14 protein-coding genes are annotated in these 15,908 nt (G+C 72.0%); 7 read left to right on the forward strand and 7 right to left on the reverse strand.

Translation table 11 applies throughout. From position 1 onward, the window contains the following. Window positions 1–33 precede the first annotated feature (33 nt). Together DB033_RS15590 and DB033_RS15595 are read left to right on the forward strand one after the other, a co-directional pair. On the forward strand, window positions 34–291 hold the full coding sequence (locus DB033_RS15590) for a DUF6457 domain-containing protein (RefSeq protein WP_205843937.1): 258 nt from the start codon (window positions 34–36) through the stop codon (window positions 289–291). 5 nt (window positions 292–296) lie between these two features. Continuing rightward, entirely contained in the window at window positions 297–1,481 is a 1,185-nt protein-coding gene (locus DB033_RS15595; RefSeq protein WP_205844002.1) for a molybdopterin molybdotransferase MoeA, read from the forward strand. A gap of 17 nt (window positions 1,482–1,498) precedes the next feature. Here DB033_RS15595 and DB033_RS15600 read toward each other — a convergent pair whose 3' ends face one another. Together DB033_RS15600 and DB033_RS15605 are read right to left on the reverse strand one after the other, a co-directional pair. Next, window positions 1,499–3,799 (reverse strand): TerD family protein, encoded by a 2,301-nt coding sequence (locus DB033_RS15600; RefSeq protein WP_111767838.1) that lies wholly within the window; start codon window positions 3,797–3,799, stop codon window positions 1,499–1,501. An 83-nt stretch (window positions 3,800–3,882) separates the two neighbouring features. Then, the gene (locus DB033_RS15605) at window positions 3,883–5,100 is read right to left on the reverse strand and encodes a cation:proton antiporter (RefSeq protein ID WP_240615931.1); all 1,218 of its coding nucleotides are present in this window, start codon (window positions 5,098–5,100) and stop codon (window positions 3,883–3,885) included. Window positions 5,101–5,213: 113 nt separating this feature from the next. On the opposite strand from DB033_RS15605, the gene DB033_RS15610 reads away from it, so the two are divergent. Genes DB033_RS15610 through DB033_RS15620 form a run of 3 tightly spaced genes read left to right on the forward strand, consistent with a single transcriptional unit; the run spans window position 5,214 to window position 7,182 of the window. Next, window positions 5,214–5,579, forward strand: a complete 366-nt coding sequence (locus DB033_RS15610) for a TetR/AcrR family transcriptional regulator (protein WP_111767839.1) — start codon at window positions 5,214–5,216, stop codon at window positions 5,577–5,579. After that, window positions 5,576–5,926: a hypothetical protein gene (locus DB033_RS15615; protein WP_111767840.1), complete on the forward strand. Its 351-nt coding sequence runs from the start codon at window positions 5,576–5,578 to the stop codon at window positions 5,924–5,926. The genes DB033_RS15610 and DB033_RS15615 overlap by 4 nt, the downstream gene beginning before the upstream one ends. Before the next feature lie 59 nt (window positions 5,927–5,985). Further along, window positions 5,986–7,182 (forward strand): FAD-dependent monooxygenase, encoded by a 1,197-nt coding sequence (locus DB033_RS15620; protein ID WP_111767841.1) that lies wholly within the window; start codon window positions 5,986–5,988, stop codon window positions 7,180–7,182. 270 nt (window positions 7,183–7,452) lie between these two features. Here the strand turns inward: DB033_RS15620 and cphA are convergent, their stop codons facing one another. Then, entirely contained in the window at window positions 7,453–10,146 is a 2,694-nt protein-coding gene (cphA, locus tag DB033_RS15625) for a cyanophycin synthetase (protein ID WP_111767842.1), read from the reverse strand. A gap of 130 nt (window positions 10,147–10,276) precedes the next feature. Continuing rightward, window positions 10,277–11,233 carry a cyanophycinase gene (locus tag DB033_RS15630; RefSeq protein ID WP_111767843.1) on the reverse strand — a complete coding sequence of 319 codons (957 nt, stop codon included), beginning with the start codon at window positions 11,231–11,233 and terminating at the stop codon, window positions 10,277–10,279. Between the two features lie 150 nt (window positions 11,234–11,383). Here DB033_RS15630 and DB033_RS15635 point away from each other — a divergent pair, with 150 nt between their 5' ends. Together DB033_RS15635 and DB033_RS15640 are read left to right on the forward strand one after the other, a co-directional pair. Next, a complete protein-coding gene (locus DB033_RS15635) occupies window positions 11,384–12,118 on the forward strand; it encodes a phosphatidylserine decarboxylase (RefSeq protein WP_111767844.1) in 735 nt (244 codons plus the stop codon). Continuing rightward, window positions 12,118–13,074, forward strand: coding sequence for a CDP-alcohol phosphatidyltransferase family protein (locus DB033_RS15640; RefSeq protein WP_111767845.1), 957 nt, complete (start codon window positions 12,118–12,120; stop codon window positions 13,072–13,074). The genes DB033_RS15635 and DB033_RS15640 overlap by 1 nt, the downstream gene beginning before the upstream one ends. Window positions 13,075–13,089: 15 nt before the next feature. Here DB033_RS15640 and DB033_RS15645 read toward each other — a convergent pair whose 3' ends face one another. The 3 genes from DB033_RS15645 to DB033_RS15655 all read right to left on the reverse strand — a co-directional run bounded on the left by DB033_RS15645 (window position 13,090) and on the right by DB033_RS15655 (window position 15,689). Continuing rightward, the gene (locus DB033_RS15645; protein ID WP_111767846.1) at window positions 13,090–13,386 is read right to left on the reverse strand and encodes a DUF3263 domain-containing protein; all 297 of its coding nucleotides are present in this window, start codon (window positions 13,384–13,386) and stop codon (window positions 13,090–13,092) included. A gap of 151 nt (window positions 13,387–13,537) precedes the next feature. After that, complete coding sequence (locus DB033_RS15650; RefSeq protein ID WP_111767847.1) at window positions 13,538–14,632, reverse strand: hypothetical protein; 1,095 nt, start codon at window positions 14,630–14,632, stop codon at window positions 13,538–13,540. Between the two features lie 157 nt (window positions 14,633–14,789). Next, window positions 14,790–15,689: a DUF4394 domain-containing protein gene (locus DB033_RS15655; protein WP_111767848.1), complete on the reverse strand. Its 900-nt coding sequence runs from the start codon at window positions 15,687–15,689 to the stop codon at window positions 14,790–14,792. Between the last annotated feature and the right edge of the window lie 219 nt (window positions 15,690–15,908).

Genomic DNA, 15,908 nt, shown 5'->3' on the forward strand with positions numbered 1-15,908 from the left:
GGCACCGACGGGCTGCCGGTCTAGGTTGGCCGGGTGAGCACACTCGACGACTGGCTGCGCGAGGCGACCGCGGCGCTGAAACTGCCCGCCGACGCGGTTCCCGCCGACCTGCGGACCGACCTGCTCGACGTGACCCGCGACGTCGCGCACAACGTGGCCCGCGTCGCCGGGCCGTTGACCACCTATCTGCTGGGGCTCGCGGTGGCGCGCGGGATGGCCCCGTCGGCGGCGGTGGAGGTCGTCAGGGGTCTGGCGTCGGCACACCGGCCGCCGGCCGAGCCGAACGAATGACCTCCCTGCGTACCGTCGAGGAACACCGCCGGATCGTCGACGCCCTGCTGCCCGACCTGGGCGCCGCTCGACTACCGCTCGCCAATGCGCAGGGCCGGGTGCTCGCCGGGGATCTGGTCGCGCCGATCGATCTCCCGCCGTTCGACAACTCGGCGATGGACGGGTACGCGCTCCGCGCCGCCGATCTCGCGACGCTGCCGGTGACCCTGCCGGTGTCGGTGGACATCCCGGCCGGCTCGGTGTCGCCGGAGCCACTGGCACCGGGCACCGCAGCCCGCATCATGACCGGTGCTCCGACCCCCGACGGCACCGAGGTGATCGTGCCGGTCGAGCTGACCGACGCCGGCGTGCGCGAGGTGACCATCCGCTCGGCGCCGCAGCCGGGCGTGCACATCCGCCGGCACGGCGAGGACGTGCGGTCGGGAGGTGTCGTACTGCGCGCCGGAACCACACTGGGCCCGACCCAGTTGGCGGTGGCCGCGGCCCTGGGGGTCGCCGAGGTCGACGTCGTCCGAGCGGCCGAAGTCCTGATCCTGTCGACGGGTTCCGAGCTGGTGGCACCGGGCGGCACGCTGGGGCCTGGACAGATCTTCGAATCGAACGCGGTGATGCTGGCGGCCGCCGTGCGGGCGATCGGCGGGCACGCCCGGGTGCTGCAGTTCGTGCCGGACGACGCGGCGCAGTTCACCGCCGCACTGACCGCGGCGCTGGACGGCGTGGACGTGGTGGTGACCACGGGCGGCGTCAGCGCCGGGGCCTACGAAGTGGTCAAGGACGCGCTGACCGGTCAGGGCGTGGAGTTCGCCAAGGTGTCGATGCAGCCGGGCGGACCGCAGGGGGCGGGCCGCTTCGCCGGCGTGCCGGTCGTGACCTTCCCCGGCAATCCGGTGTCGGCGTTCGTGTCGTTCGAGGTGTTCCTGCGGCCGGTGTTGCTGCGTGCCATGGGTTCGGCGGTGCAGACGCGCACGGTGTCGCGGGTGCCGCTGGCCGAGGCGGTCGACTCCCCCGCCGGGCGGCGTCAGTTCCGCCGGGCGGTGTTCGACCGCGCCGCGCACACCGTGAAACCGTGGGGCGGACCCGGGTCGCACCTGCTGTCTTGGCTGGCCGGCGCCGACTCGATGCTGGTCATCGCCGAGAACGAGACCCGCCTGGAGCCGGGTGACCCCGTCGAGGTGTGGCTGCTCGAGTAGTTCGAGCGAGGGTTCTCTCAGACGGTCGACCCGCTGTCTGCGATCTCGGCGGCGGCGCGGTCCAGCCCCTCGATGGTCTCCGCAGCTTCTTCGGCCACGTCCGCCGGCAGCCTGGCGGCAGGCTTGACCCACGGCTTGATGCCCTGCACGACGTCGTAGTAGAACCGGTCGACTGCGGCGTTGACGCTGGTCACGAAACCGCCCTGCAGTCCGTTGCGCTTCTGACCCATGGGGAAACTCTTCTTGAGTCGGAACGACCGGACGTCCGCAGCGGAATCCGGTACAAGCGCCGCATTGTCGTCCCGCAGGTTCTTCAGGTGCTCCGCTGCCGCCTGATCCTTCTTCGCGCACAGCACCTCGACGAAGACATCGTCCGGGGCCGTCTTCAGCTGTCGTAACAACCAGTTGACCCTGCGGCTGGCGCCACCCTCGCGCGGGGCGTCGAGGTCCACCGACACGTGGACTTTGTTGGCCTTCAGGTCCGCGACGACGTGCAGGACACCCGCGGCGCGCTGGATGCGGAGGTGGGCCTGCAGCGTTCCATCCCTGAGGACTGTGGCCACCGCGTCCTTCTGGCGTGCCGGGGCGTCAGCACTGAGCGCCCGCGACACCACGACCCAGGCCGGAACGCCGAGGTCGCTCGTCAACCTCATGGCCAGATGCTGGGTGAGGCGGTCCCACGACCGCACGACGTCCCCGATCTTGGCGTTGGCCGCACGCAGCGTTCCTGTTCGCACCGCTTCGCGCACCGGGACCCACGCAGGTCCCATGTCGTCGAAGGTGGCCGCTCCCGACTTGGGGTGTTCTAGGTAGCGGATGAGTTCGTGCAGAATCCACGACTGATGACGGTCCTCGACGCCGCGGTGCACGGCCTGCATGCGCGCTTCGTGCAGCACCTCGGCCCACGACAGGTGATGCAGAGCAACTTTTTTCAGACGCTTGCGGTCCACCGCCGCGGGATGGTCCCCACCGATGATGGCGATCTCATTGGACAGAGTGACCACCGCGTCGAACCCACGGCTGACCGCGACGTCGACGTAGGCCTCCACCTGGTCGGGCCTCAGGGCATTCGCGCCCGTCTTGGTCTCGAGCAGGGCTGTCCAGACGCGTCCACCGCGTCCTGCCGCGACGATCACGCCGTCGGGAACCACCGTGCGGTCCCCGAGCTTGAACGACACCTCCTGATAGCACTCGATGGTTCCGGCCGGACCACCCAGCCGGGAGATCAACGTGCGACCGAACTCCTTGACGGCCATTGCCGAGGCCAGCAGAGCCGAGGTGGCCCGCTTCTCCTGCTCCTCCTGAGCGCCGACGCCATAGATGGAGAACAGGCGTGCGGCATGCCAGTTCGGACCGCCGAGTGTCAACGGCGGCGGCGCGGCGGGCTTGGGCTTCGGCTTCTGGGTCCGAACGCCGGACGCATTCCGGCGGACCGGTGTTGCGGTGGGCACGACCGCTGCTGGCACCTCTTCGACGACGGCGGCGAAGTCCGCGGACACCTCGTCGCTGTCCACCTCGGGATCACCGGACGGAGCCGCCATCGAGGCGATCTCGGCCGGAGCGGTGCCGTCCTCGACCACCAGGTCCTGGCTCGCACCGTCGGTGGCCGATGTCGCGGTGGTGTCCCCGAAGGAAAGGTCCTCGATCGGGTCCACGGTGGGACCACCCGAGCCGGCCTCTGCGTGCACCGCCTCGTCCTCCGGCCCGGTAACGGCGGACCTCAGAACTGTCCCTGTCTCGACCTCGGCTCCGGCGTCCGAGGCGTCGACGGAAATGCCGTAATCGGTGGCGAGCCCCGCCAGCCCTGCCTCCCAGCCCTGGCCGACGGCTCGGAACTTCCACTGGTCGGCGCGTAGATAAAGCTCACCGAAGACGAAGGCGGTCTCGGTGCTGGCATCGGTGATGTCGTAACCGAACAGCTCCTCACCCGCGTGGTTCAGCACGGTCAGGCTGAGACCACCCAACGAACCGAAGCCCAGTCCGTCGTCGTGCTGGAGGCTGGCGGCGATCGCCACCTGATGAATCGACGCAGGCAGGGCTTCGACGTCGATCGCCACGCGATCCTCGCTGCCGTCCTCCGACTCCGTCTTTCCGACCAGACGCACCGCTCCGTCGGCGCCCACCGGGGAGTTGTAGAAGACAAGGTCCTCGTCGGAGCGGACCTTGCCGTCGGGACCGAGCAACAGTGCGGAGATGTCGACGTCCGCTGTGGAATCCGGATCACTCCACCGAAGGATCACCTGGACGCGAGAACACGGTTCGCCCGTGCCGTCGGTGAGCGGACGGTTCTGGCCTTTGCGCAACGCGGCGGACGTCATCTGTCGAGAATGCCAGCGTCGACGGAGGTTCGCTCCGTTTGCGCCGGATTGTCCGCACTGCCGTCGACGTCCTCCGCGCAGGGTCAGGTCCCCTGGTCGGTCGCGGGCTCTGTCTGCACCGGCGCCTCCCCCCGGCTCCGCCCCCGCGCCAGCAACCCGAGGAGGGGGAAGAGCAGGACCGTCACCATCCCGGCGCCGACCATCGACGCGGCGAGCGAGGCGGTCAGCTCGTCGCGCTCGACCCCGATGGCGGTGACCGCGATGATGATCGGCAGGCCGGTCGCGGTGAGCAGGGTCAGGGCCAGCCGGTCGGTCCGGGGCGCCCCCCGGGGTGCGGTCAGCAGGCCCGACCCGCCGCGGATGACCAGCATCAGCGCCACGAACACCGGCAGCAGGGCCAGCGCCCGCCCGTCGTCGAGCAACGCCCGGAGGTCGAACGTCATCCCGGTGTGCACGAAGAACACCGGCACCAGGAACCCGAAGCCGAGCCCCTCCAGCTTCGACTGCACGAGCACGGCGTCGGCCGGCCGGGCGTTGCGCAGCACCAGCCGCATCAGGACCCCGGCGGCGAACGCGCCCAGCAGCATGTCCAGCCCCAGCACGTAGCTCAGGCCCGCAAGCAGAGCCAGCACGAGCACCACCAGCCGCACCGCGAACTGTCCGCTGGTGTGCAGGGTCGCGTTGATCAGCCGGTGCACCCCACGGTGAGTCGCCCGGCCGGCCAACCAGATCGCCACCGCGGTCACCGCCACGAACGCCAGCAGCACGACCGTCGCCACCCCAGGATCGCGCCCGGACAGGAACACCGAGATGGCGATCAGCGGGCCGAACTCCCCGACCGCACCGACCGCGACCACCGCCGTGCCGAACCGGGTCCGCATCTCTCCGGCGTCGCGCAGCAGCGGGACCAGCGCCCCCAGCGCGGTACTCGTCAGCGCGACGCCCAGATACACCGCACCGGCTGCGTTCCCGGCCACCAGCAGGCCGGCGCCCACCATCAGCACCACCGCGACCAGCCATCCGGTGACGGACCGCCGCAGCGGTCGGCCGTTGATCTGCCGGAAGTCGATCTCGTTGCCCGCCAAGAAGAACAACATCGCCAGCCCGACCTCGGCCAGGTCGTCGACGAACCCGTCGGTGGGCGCCAGGCCCAGCACCGCCGGCCCGATCAACAGCCCGAGCACCACCTCGAACACCACCAGCGGCACCCGCACGACCCGCCCCACGAGCGCGGCGAGCAGCGGCGCCAGCACCACCACCAACGGCACCATGAGCACCGGCGCCATCGAATCGATCAGCACGGCCGGTCCCGCCCCACACAGGTCATGGGCTGATCCTGCCGCACCGCCGGAGCCGGCGAAATTGTTGACCGATCGTTCTTGACCAAGCGTTCAACAAAAGGCACCATGAGGACATGGGACGCACCCCCACCTTCGACCGCACCGAGGTCGTCCGCGCCGCGGCCGCCGCCTTCCTCGACACCGGCTACGAGGGGACCTCGGTCGACGATCTGGTGCGGTGCACCGGCCTCCACCGGGGCAGCCTGTACCAGGCCTTCGGCAGCAAACGGGGCCTGTTCGTCACCGCACTGCGCGAGCTCGACCACCCGCCGACCCCGGCCGCCCTGGACCTGCTCCTGGTGGCCACCCTCGAACTCGCCCCCCGGGACGACGAGGTCCGCGGCCTGGTAGCCGACGTCCTCGCCCGGTTCGACGATCCCGCGACGGTTCTCGGCGGGCGACTGCTGGCCCGCGCCCACCTCGAGAAAGGACCCCAATGAACACCGTCACCCTCACCGACGGCATCCTGCGCGTGGAGCCGCGCGGCCTGGACAACCCCTGGTCGTTCACCCGACGGCTGGAGATCCCGTTGGCCCACGTCCGCGGCGCCACCTTCGACCCCGGCGCCAACGCCGAGCCCAAGGGTTTCCGCCGGCCCGGGCTGCACCTGCCCGGTAAGTGGGCGGGCACCTTCTCCCGCGGCGGGGCGCTGTCGTTCTGGAACGTCAGCACTCCCGGCCGCACGGTCGTCGTCGAGCTGACCGGGGAGCGGTACCAGCGGCTGTTCCTCAGCGTCGCGGAGCCGCGCCCACTGGTGGACGCCATCAACGCCGCCGTTCCGCGCTGACGGTTTGCCGGCGGCGCCGTCTGGACAGAATCCAACGACACCCGTTCTCAGGAGACACCGTGCCGAGCATCCTCATCTCCGGCGCCAGCGTCGCCGGTCCCGCACTCGCGTTCTGGCTGCACCGGTACGGCTGGGACACGACCGTCGTCGAGCGCGCCCCGGCGCTGCGCCCGGAGGGGCAGAACATCGACATCCGCGGCGCGGGTCGCGAGGTGGTGCGCCGGATGGGCCTCGAGGACGAGGTCAGGGCCGCCACCACCGGCGAGCGGGGAACGCGGTTCCTGGGCGACAGCGGCGTGGTCGCCGAGTTCCCCGCCAGCACCGACGATTCCACCGGCCCGACGGCCGAGGTCGAGATCCTCCGCGGCGAGCTGACCCGCATCCTGGCCGAGCACACCACCGGGACCGAGTACCTGTTCGGCGACAGCATCACCGCTCTCGACGACACCGGCGACGGCGTCCACGTCACCTTCGAGCATGGCGGCGACCGGACCTTCGACGCCGTCGTGCTGGCCGAGGGACTGCGCTCCCGCACCCGCCGGACCGTCTTCGGCGACGAGCCGCGGATCAAACCGCTCGGCATGTACATGGCCTACCTGACCGTGCCGAAGACGGAGTCCGACGTGCCCTGGTGGCGCTGGTACAACGCACCGGGCGGTCGGTCGATCACGCTGCGGCCCGACAACCTGGGCACCGCACGCGCCACCCTGCAGTTCATCTCCGAGCCGACGGGCCTCGAGGAGAAGGACCTCGAGACCCAGAAGCGGGCCTTCCGGGAGACCTTCGCCGACGTGGGCTGGGAGGCCCCGCGGTTGCTGGCCGCGATGGACGGCGCCGAGGTCTACATGGAGTTCGTCTCCCAGGTGCACGCCCCGCGGTGGTCGGACGGCCGCATCGGCATGGTCGGGGACGCCGCCTACGGCCCGTCGCCGGTCAGCGGCATGGGCACGACGCTGGCCCTGGTCGGGGCGTACGTACTGGCGGGCGAGCTCGCCGCGCACGCGGAGCCGGCCGACGCCTTCGCCGCCTACGAGACGATCATGCGGCCCTACGTCGACCAGGCACAGAAGCTGCCACCGGGCACGCCGCGGCTGGCCAACCCGCAGACCCGGGCCGGTATCGCGGTGTTCCACACCGTGCTCCGGGCCGCCGCGAGCCCGGTGGCCAAGGCACTCGGCAGGGCCGGTGGGCGCATCTTCTCCCCACCCGCCGACGCCATCGACCTGCCCACCTACGTGACCGTCCCCGGGCGCTGACCGGAGCCGGGGTCCGACCGAGCCCGGGTCCGACCGCGCCGGGGCCCGACCAGAGCCGAGGTCCGACCGGAGCCCGGGTCCGACCGGAGCCCGGGTCCGACCGAGCCCGGTCCGACCGACGCCGGGGTCCGACCGACGCCGGGGTCCAACCGGAGCCGGGGTCCAACCGGAGCCGGGTCCGACCGAGCCGGGTCCGGCCGACGCCGGGTCCGGCCGACGCCGGGTGACCCGGCGGCCCGGGTGACCCGGCGGCCCGGGTGACCCGGCGGCTCAGTCGTCGGTGCCGGCCTGTGCCTTGTTGCCGATCAGCTGCAGCTCGTCCCAGACGGCGCGGGCGCGGTCGACGCACAGCACCACCAGGTCCCCCGGGTTGGCGCGGGCGAGACCGGCGCGAGTGGCGTCGATCTCGTCCAACACGGTCTCGATCTCCTTCACCCGCAACGATTCCGAGCGGGCCTTGAGCGCCCCCTCGACGATCAGCGCCGCGGTCTCGCCGCGCTTGCGGCCCCGGGTGCGCTCGTCCTCCCGGACGATGATCCGGTCGAAGTGTTTGCCGGACTCGTAGCCGAGGTCGCGCATGTCCTGGTCCCGGCGGTCACCGGCGGTGGCGATGACGCCGATCTTCTGCGGCCGCTCCCACGCCTGCAGGTCGCCGAAGAACTTGTCGACGAAGCCGCCGAGCGCCTCCATGGCGGGCACGTTGTGGCAGTAGTCCACGACGACCTGCACACCCTGTACCTCGGTGAGGTTCATCCGGCCGGGCGCCTGGTAGTACGACGGGGTGAAACTGCGCAGTCCACTGCGGATGTCGTGCAGGTGCGCGCCCGCGACGTACGCCGCGGCCGCCGCGGCCATCGCGTTCTGCACGTTGAACATCGCCCGGCCGGCGAACGTCACCGGCAGCAGGTGGGTGTAGGCCAGCGGCATCCGGCGGCGACCGTGGACCAGCAGGATCTGGTCGCCCAGCTCGCCCTTCTCGAGGATGACGGCCTTCCCGCCGCGCCGGCAGTGGTCGTCGATCATCCGGTTGTCTGGCTTGATGGAGAACCAGACGATCTCCCCCGAGCAGGCCCGCCGCATCGCCGCGACCAGCGGGTCGTCGGCGTTGAGCACCGCCGCGCCGTTCTTCGGCACGGCCTCGACGACGACCTGCTTGACCCGGGCGAGATCCTCGACCGTGTCGATGCCGCGCAGCCCGAGGTGGTCGGGGGCGACGTTGAGCACCACCGCGACGTCGTTGCGGCCGTAGCCCAGGCCCTCCCGCAGGATGCCGCCGCGTGCGACCTCGAGCACCGCGAAGTCCACGCGCGGGTTCTGCAGCACCATCCGGGCGCTGCGCGGGCCGGACGCGTCGGAGCGGATGACCAGCCGCTCGTCGATGACGACGCCGTCGGTGGAGGTCATGCCGACCTTCTTGCCGATGCCCTTGAAGATGTGGGCGATGATGCGGCTGGTGGTGGTCTTGCCGTTGGTGCCGGTCACCGCGACGATCGGGATCCGCGACGGCGCCCCGGGCGGGAACATCAGATCCACCACCGGCTTCGCGACGTACTGCGGCTCGCCGATGGTCGGGTGCGTGTGCATCCGGAAGCCGGGTGCGGCGTTGACCTCGCAGATGCCGCCGCCGGTCTCACGGACCGGCTGGGTGATGTCGGGGCAGATGAAGTCGATGCCGGCGATGTCGAGACCGACGACCCTCGCGGCCTCCTCGGCGATGTCGACGTTGTCCGGGTGCGCCTCGTAGGTGCGGTCGATCGAGATGCCGCCGGTGCTCATGTTCGCGGTCAGCGCCAGCAGCACCTGCTTCCCGGACTCCGGCACGTCGGTCATCGCCAGTCCCTGGCTCGCCACCAGCTCGACGGCGGCGTCGTTGACCACGATCCGGGTGAGCACCTTCTCGTGCCCGACCCCGCGGCGCGGGTCGGCGTTGGTGTCCTCGACGAGCTCCGCGACCGTCTTGCGGCCGTCGCCGATGACGTGCGCGGGTACCCGCTCGGCGATGGCGATCATGTTCCCGCCGACCACCAGCACCCGGTAGTCCTTGCCGGTGATGAACGACTCGACCAGGACGGGCCCGCGGCGGGACTCGTCGGCGGCCACCTCGAACGCCGCCCGGACCTCGTCGTCGGTGGTCAGGTTGATGGCCACCCCGCGGCCGTGGTTGCCGTCCAGCGGTTTCACCACCACCGGGTAGCCGATGCGGCGGGCGACCTGCACGGCGCCGTCGGCGGTGCGGACCACATCCGACGCCGGCACCGGCAGCCCGGCGGCGGCCAGCAGCCGGTTCGTCAGCTCCTTGTCCGAGGCGATGTCGACCGCCAGCGAGCTGGTGATCGAGGTCATCGTGGCCCGGATCCGGTGCTGGTGGACACCCTGTCCGAGCTGCACCAGCGACGCGGAGTTCAGCCGCTGCCACGGGATGTCGCGTGTGATGGCCTCGTCCAGAATGGCCTGCGTGGACGGCCCGAAGGCGACCCGCTGGCTCATCCGGAGGAAGGCCTCGTGCTCGTCGACGAAGTCGAGCTCGTGCTCGGGGTTGGCGAGGTGGTTGACCAGCCGCACCGCGAGCCGGCCGGCCGCGGTGCCGACGGTCTCGTCCATGAACCCGAAGATGACGTTGTAGACGCCGCGTTCGCGGGCCGACCGGGTCTTGCCCCGGGTCATCACGTGCCCGGCGGTGCGCTGGAGCTCCAACGCCACGTGCTCGGTGACGTGCCCGAGCCAGGTCCCCTCCTCGAGTCGCTCGACGAAGCCGCCGTCGTGCCCGCGGCTGCACTGGTGGCTGTGCAGCCCCGGCAGCAGGGTGATCAGCTGCTCGGTGAAACCGGGCAGCAGGTTCGTCGGTTCGTCCTCGAACGCCTGCAGATCCACCGTCAGGTGGATGGACTGCTCGTAGGAGTAGTAGTTCGGTCCGCGGTAGACGCGGACCTCCCGGATCGCGATCTCGCGGGGGAGCTCGGACACGTCGCTACGACCTTTCCTCGACGGGACGTGCGGGGCCTGAGGGCGCGCACGCGGGACCCGACGGCCATCGCCGAGCACCCTAACCCGGGGGGTGCACCCGGTCGGCTGCGACCTGCGTGCACCGGGCGGGTCAGCGCCGGCGGAGCTGCTCGGTGGTCACGTGGGCGCCCTCGGCGGCGATCCGGCGGCTCTGCGGACGGGTCCCGGCGGGCACGTCGTCCAGCGTCGTCACCGCCGGCCGCAGCGGATCCTCGACCGGCAGCCCGGGGGCGCTGATCAAGGTCCGGGTGAGCAGGTCGAACTTCGCCCCGCGCGGCAGCGAGTGGAGCTTCAGGCCCGAGATCATCAACGGCTGGGTGCCGGTCGCGGTGTAGGCGGTGGTGACCAGGTCGGAGCCGTCCACGATGGTCAGGACGCCGCGGCCCTTGACCTCCAGCACCCCGTCGGGCCGGAAGACCGCCGCCGTGTCCTCGTCGATGCCGACGCCGAGCTGCCCCGGGTTGGCCGCGACCAGCGCCAGCAGCCGGCCGAAGCGGTTCCGCTGGGTGAAGTGCTGATCGACGATGACGTCCGCCAGCAGGCCCAGCCCCTCGGAGACGTGCGAGATCCGGAACTTGGGGGTGGTGCCGCCCGGCCCGAACGACACCATGTGCCGGCTGCAGATGCTGGCGCCGGCCGACGTCCCGGCGATCAGCGCGCCGCGCTCGGACGCGGCGACGATCGCGTTCCCGAGCGGCGTGCCGACCAGCAGGGTGGCGAGCTTGACCTGGTTGCCGCCGGTCATGAACACGGCGGTGCACGCCTCGACCGCGGCGACCAACGCCGGATCGGCGGCCTCCTGCCGGCTCTCGGGCCGGATGCCCACGATCTCGGTGACCCCCAGGCCCGCGAACAGCTGCAGGTAGGCGTGCGTGATCTCGTCACCCAACGAGGACGCGGTGGAGATCACCACCAGGCGGGTGGCGGGGCCACCGGCGAGCCGGACCACCTCACGCAGCACCGTCATCCGGCCGACCTTGTCCTCGGCGCCGCCGATCGGCATCACCACACCGCGACCCGGATCAACCCCCGTACGCGCAGTGTCCATGCATGAAACCTAGTGGGCCGGGCCGCGCGCGCGTTCCGCGCTCCCGCCGCGCGGGTCACCGAGATCGTCACACCGGCGACTATCGTGGGGGTTTCGCCGAGCCGGTGGCGAACGCTGCGGCCGGCCCCAGGAAAGGACTTCCCGACCGAGATGGCCGACGACACACGAGGACGTGCGGTCCACATCCTGGGCCTGGTGCGGGAGGCGGTACCGCCCATCCACCGCGGCGGTCTCCCCGTCATCGGCGGCGCCCTCGCCGGCACCCTGGCCGGGCGGAAGCTGCTGCGCACCGTGGGTCTGCACCGGGCCGGCGGCACCTTCACCCGGGTCGGGCTGTTGGCCACCACCGCCTGCACGCTGTTCTTCCGCGCCCCGGTGCGCGTCACGCCGTCGAAGCCGGGTCTGGTCGTGGCGCCCGCCGACGGGATCGTGTCGCTCATCGAGACGGCGGCGCCGCCCGCGGAGCTGGGCCTGGGCAGCGAGCCGCGGCTGCGGGTGTCGATCTTCCTCACCGTGCTGGACGTGCACGTGCAGCGCATCCCGATGAGCGGGGTGGTCACCGCGGTCGCCTACCGGCCCGGGAAGTTCCTGTCCGCGGACCTGGACAAGGCGTCGGAGGACAACGAGCGCAACTCGCTGCTGATCGAGGACGCGGTCCTCGGCACCCAGGTCGTGGTCACCCAGATCGCCGGGTTGATCGCCCGGCGGATCGTCTGCGACGTCCGCGAGGGGGATGTCGCCCGCGCCGGCGACACCTACGGGCTGATCCGCTTCGGGTCGCGGTTGGACACCTACCTGCCGTCGGGCACCCCGCTGGAGGTCGTCGTCGGGCAGCGCACCATCGGCGGCGAGACGGTGCTCGCCCACCTCGTCCCCCCGGCCTGATGCCCGCGGTCCCGGGCGTCCGCTTCCTGCCCAACGCGATCACCGCGCTGGCTCTGGCCACCGGCCTCACCAGCGTCGTCTTCGCCACCCAGGGCCAGTTCATGACCGCGATGGTGATGATCGGGGTCGCCGCGGTGCTCGACGCGCTCGACGGCCCGGCGGCCCGGCTGCTGAACTCGAGCAGCCGGGTCGGCGCCGAGCTGGACTCGCTGTCCGACCTGTCCAACTTCGGCATCTGCCCGGCGATCCTGCTCTACATCTGGCAGGACAAGACGGACACGTTGATGGTCGACGAGCTGTGGTTCGTGTGGGGCGGCTCGCTGGTCTACGCCGTGTGCACCGCCCTGCGGCTGGCCCGCTTCAACTCGCTGCTCGACGACACCGAGCCCAAGCCCTTCGAGAAGAACTTCTTCACCGGCATCCCGTCCCCGCCCGGGGCCCTGCTGGCGATCGTGCCGATCCTCGTCTACGTCCAGTTCGACGGCTTCACGCTGCCGCACTGGCTCGTCGCGATCTGGTCGGTCGGCGTCGGGCTGCTGATGGTGTCGCGGTTCCCGACCATCGCCCTGAAGTCCATCCGGGTGCCACCGAAGGCGTTCGTGCCGCTGATCGTCATCCTGGTGTTCGCGCTGGTGACGTTCGTGTTCCTGCCCCGGGTGGTCGCGCTGATCGGGCTGGCGGTGTACCTGGCGCACATCCCGTGGGCGGCGGCGCGGTACCGGTACCTGGCGGCGCACCCCGAGCTGTGGGACAACCGGCGGACACCGCGGACCCGGCGGTCACGGCGGTCGCTGCGGCTGGCGGTGCGGGCCCGACGGGCCCCCGCGCGGTGGTCGGAGGGTGGTTCCACCCGCTGGGTCGACGGTGGCGTCCCCCGGCAGCGGATGCGGGATCCCCGCCAGCGACAGGGTGGCCGGCGTGACGGCGCACCGCGGCGGAACTTCGACCGGGACTGAACGTCCCGGCGGGCGCTACAGCTCGATGCCGAACCGGCGGGCCGAGCGGGCCTTCTGCCGGCTGGCGCGCAGTCGGCGCAGGCGACGGACCAGCAGCGGGTCGTGGACCAGCGCGGCGGGCTTGTCGATCACCTCGTTGAGCAGCTGGTAGTACCGGGTCGGCGAGAGCGCGAACTCCTCGCGGATGGACTTCTCCTTGGTGCCGGGGTACTGCCACCACTGCTTCTCGAAGTTGAGGACGGCGCGTTCGATCTCGGTCAGTCCAACCGGTGCGCTGTCGCCGGACCGCTCGGCGGCTGCCGCACTGTCCATGTTCCATCCCCTTCGACCGCTGTCGGGCGGCGGCACGCGCCGGCCCGGTCGAATCACAGACGTGTGATTCGCAACCGCTCCATCGAACCACGTCCGGCAGGGTGACGCCCGCCGCCACCCCGCAGGACGGGTGTGAGGTGGCCCGGTCCGGTCAGCCCGTGGCGCCGACGCCGGCCCGCTGCGGCGTGGGAGTGGAGGTGGCGGTGCCGCCGGCTGTGGGTGTGGCCGTGTCGGCCCCGGTGGTGGCCGGGCCGGTCGTGGCCGGGCCGGTCGTGGCGGAGCCGGTCGTCGAACCTGTCGTCGGACCTGTCGTCGGACCTGTCGTCGGACCGGCGGTGGTGGGCGTCCCGCCGGACGTCGACGGCTCCGGCGACGGCGCACTGGTCGAGGAGGACGTGGACGGGTCGGCAGGAGCACTCGGCGTCACGGTGACCGTCGTCGTCACCGTTGTCGAGGGGGCCTGGGGACTCGCCGACGCCGGGGACGGTGCCGGTGTGGCGTCGTCGTCCGTGGTGACCGGCGCCGGGTCGGTGGTCGAGCCGCCGGTCGTCCGGCCGGTGGTGGTGCTGCCGTCGGGGACGCCGACGGACGCGCCACCGAGGACGCTGAGCCCGCCGGCGGTCCCGCCGGAGAGCGGGGCGCCGCGGACGGCTTCGATACCGGTGACGGTGAGCAGCGCGAGCGCGCAGGCGGCCACGATCCCGAGACCGGCGGCCGTCCAGCGGGTCCGCCAGGATCGCCGCGACCGGGTCGGCGTCGGGTCGAGGGGCGCCCCGGTGGCGGGGGCGGGCGATCGGCTCCAGGCCGCGGTGACCGTCGGCAGCGGCGCGGTGGGAGCGGCGTCCCCGTGCGCGCGGACGACCTTGACCCGGTAGGCGGCGGTGGCCAGTGAGTGGCTGTACACGGCGGCCGCCACCATCGACACCGACGACGCCAGCGCGGCGCCGATCAAGGTTCCGGCCACCCCCAGCCGGGAACCCAGCACCGCGGCGGTGACCGCGGCGGCCGCGCTCGCCAGCAGCTGCTTGATCGACAGCTGGAAGGTCGGCGGTTCCGGCGGCTCGGTGTCGGATCCGACCGGGGCCGGGGCGGCCGGGGCCGGCACCGCCGGGATCGCGGCGGTCGGGGGCGCCGGATCCAGGTCGGCGACGGGGTCGGCCACCCCGGCGGTCGGGTCCGTCACGAGCGGCTGTCCGGGGTGGGACGGGTCGGTGGCGGGAGTGCGGTGCGACATGCGGTACGACATCGTGTCTCTTCGTCTTCGAGCGCCCGGAAGGGCCTCGCGGCACCGGGCAGGGTTTCGTGGTCTCACCTCCAACGACGGCCCACCCCGCGCCCGCGTTGCCCCGGGATGAGCCAGATCACCCGGCCCGGCAGCCCCCCGGCCGCCGGGCCGGGGCGGGTCAGCGCTGTCCGAGCGGCAGGGCGAGGTCGGTGACGGCCGTCCGGAAGTCACCCTTCTTCTCGACGGCGCCCGTGAGCGGGTCGACCTCGTAGAGCGCGTACGCGCCGTTCACACCGATCGTGGCGTAGCCGGTCACCTCGACGGTCCGGTTCTTGCGCAGCGTCGAGTAGATGTCGAATCCCGCGTCCAGGTCGGCGGCGAGACCCAACGTGCCGGTCGGCACCAGGGTCCCGGCGTTGGCCGGCGACTGCAGCACCACCTGGTCGGCCACGGTGTCCAGATCGAACAGGGTCGTCGCGGTGCCGGGGTCGAGGTCGTTGTTGGTGTAGGCGGCGGCCGTGATCCCGACGGCCGGCGCGGCGGCCGCGGTGAGCGGGGTGTCGGCGACCGTGGCCACGGTCGGGCCGTCGCCGGCGCCGAACGGCTGGCGCAGGTTCTGGCCGGTGTCGCTGACGATCCGCAGTGCGTTCGCCGCCGGGTTGAAGTCGACGCCGAACGCGGCACCGGACAGCGCGACGCCGAGCCGACCGACCTCGGTGGCCACGGCCTTGTCGGACAGGACGTACAGACCGCCGGAGTCGCCGACGCCGTAGAGCTTGCCGTTCTGCACGCGGTGGTCGATGCCGACCAGTTTCGCGTCACCCTTCAGGCCGGTGATCGGGGTGCCGTTGCCGGCGCGTCCCGGCTTCTTCACCGAGAACGTGACCAGCTCGGTGCCGTTCCCGGTCAGACCGACGGCGGTGAGCCCGCCACGGTGGCCGCCGAAGCTCAGGCCGACGTCGACCGCGGCGGGGATCGGGACGCGCGGGGCGGCCACGGCCGGGCCGGCGGTGAACACGAGACCGGTGGCGGCCAGGACCGCGACGAGACCGGAGGTGGCGATGGGACGGAGACGCATGGTCGATCCTCTGTTCGCTGGAGGCCGGGTCGGCCCGGCCGCCGCCGGACGGCGACGCCAGTGGTTACGCCGCGGCGCGCGCCCGCGTTCAGCACCATCCGCCCCGGGTGTCGGCACCGAATCGCTGGACCGGTGCCGGCCGGCGGCGTGCCGTCGGGCACCGGGAGAAGTGGCAAGCCGGTGCGGTGAACGCGGTCCCCGGCGGGACCGTATCCACGA

Origin of the sequence: Nakamurella deserti, from assembly GCF_003260015.1 — a bacterium.
GTDB lineage: Bacteria > Actinomycetota > Actinomycetes > Mycobacteriales > Nakamurellaceae > Nakamurella > Nakamurella deserti.

Excerpts from the sequence above, each read along its gene's own strand:
- DB033_RS15600 (WP_111767838.1), bottom strand. The coding sequence starts at position 3,799 with ATGACGTCCGCCGCGTTGCGCAAAGGCCAGAACCGTCCGCTCACCGAC.
- DB033_RS15610 (WP_111767839.1), top strand. The coding sequence starts at position 5,214 with ATGGGACGCACCCCCACCTTCGACCGCACCGAGGTCGTCCGCGCCGCG.
- DB033_RS15615 (WP_111767840.1), top strand. The coding sequence starts at position 5,576 with ATGAACACCGTCACCCTCACCGACGGCATCCTGCGCGTGGAGCCGCGC.
- DB033_RS15630 (WP_111767843.1), bottom strand. The coding sequence starts at position 11,233 with ATGGACACTGCGCGTACGGGGGTTGATCCGGGTCGCGGTGTGGTGATG.
- DB033_RS15635 (WP_111767844.1), top strand. The coding sequence starts at position 11,384 with ATGGCCGACGACACACGAGGACGTGCGGTCCACATCCTGGGCCTGGTG.
- DB033_RS15640 (WP_111767845.1), top strand. The coding sequence starts at position 12,118 with ATGCCCGCGGTCCCGGGCGTCCGCTTCCTGCCCAACGCGATCACCGCG.
- DB033_RS15645 (WP_111767846.1), bottom strand. The coding sequence starts at position 13,386 with ATGGACAGTGCGGCAGCCGCCGAGCGGTCCGGCGACAGCGCACCGGTT.
- DB033_RS15650 (WP_111767847.1), bottom strand. The coding sequence starts at position 14,632 with ATGTCGTACCGCATGTCGCACCGCACTCCCGCCACCGACCCGTCCCAC.
- DB033_RS15655 (WP_111767848.1), bottom strand. The coding sequence starts at position 15,689 with ATGCGTCTCCGTCCCATCGCCACCTCCGGTCTCGTCGCGGTCCTGGCC.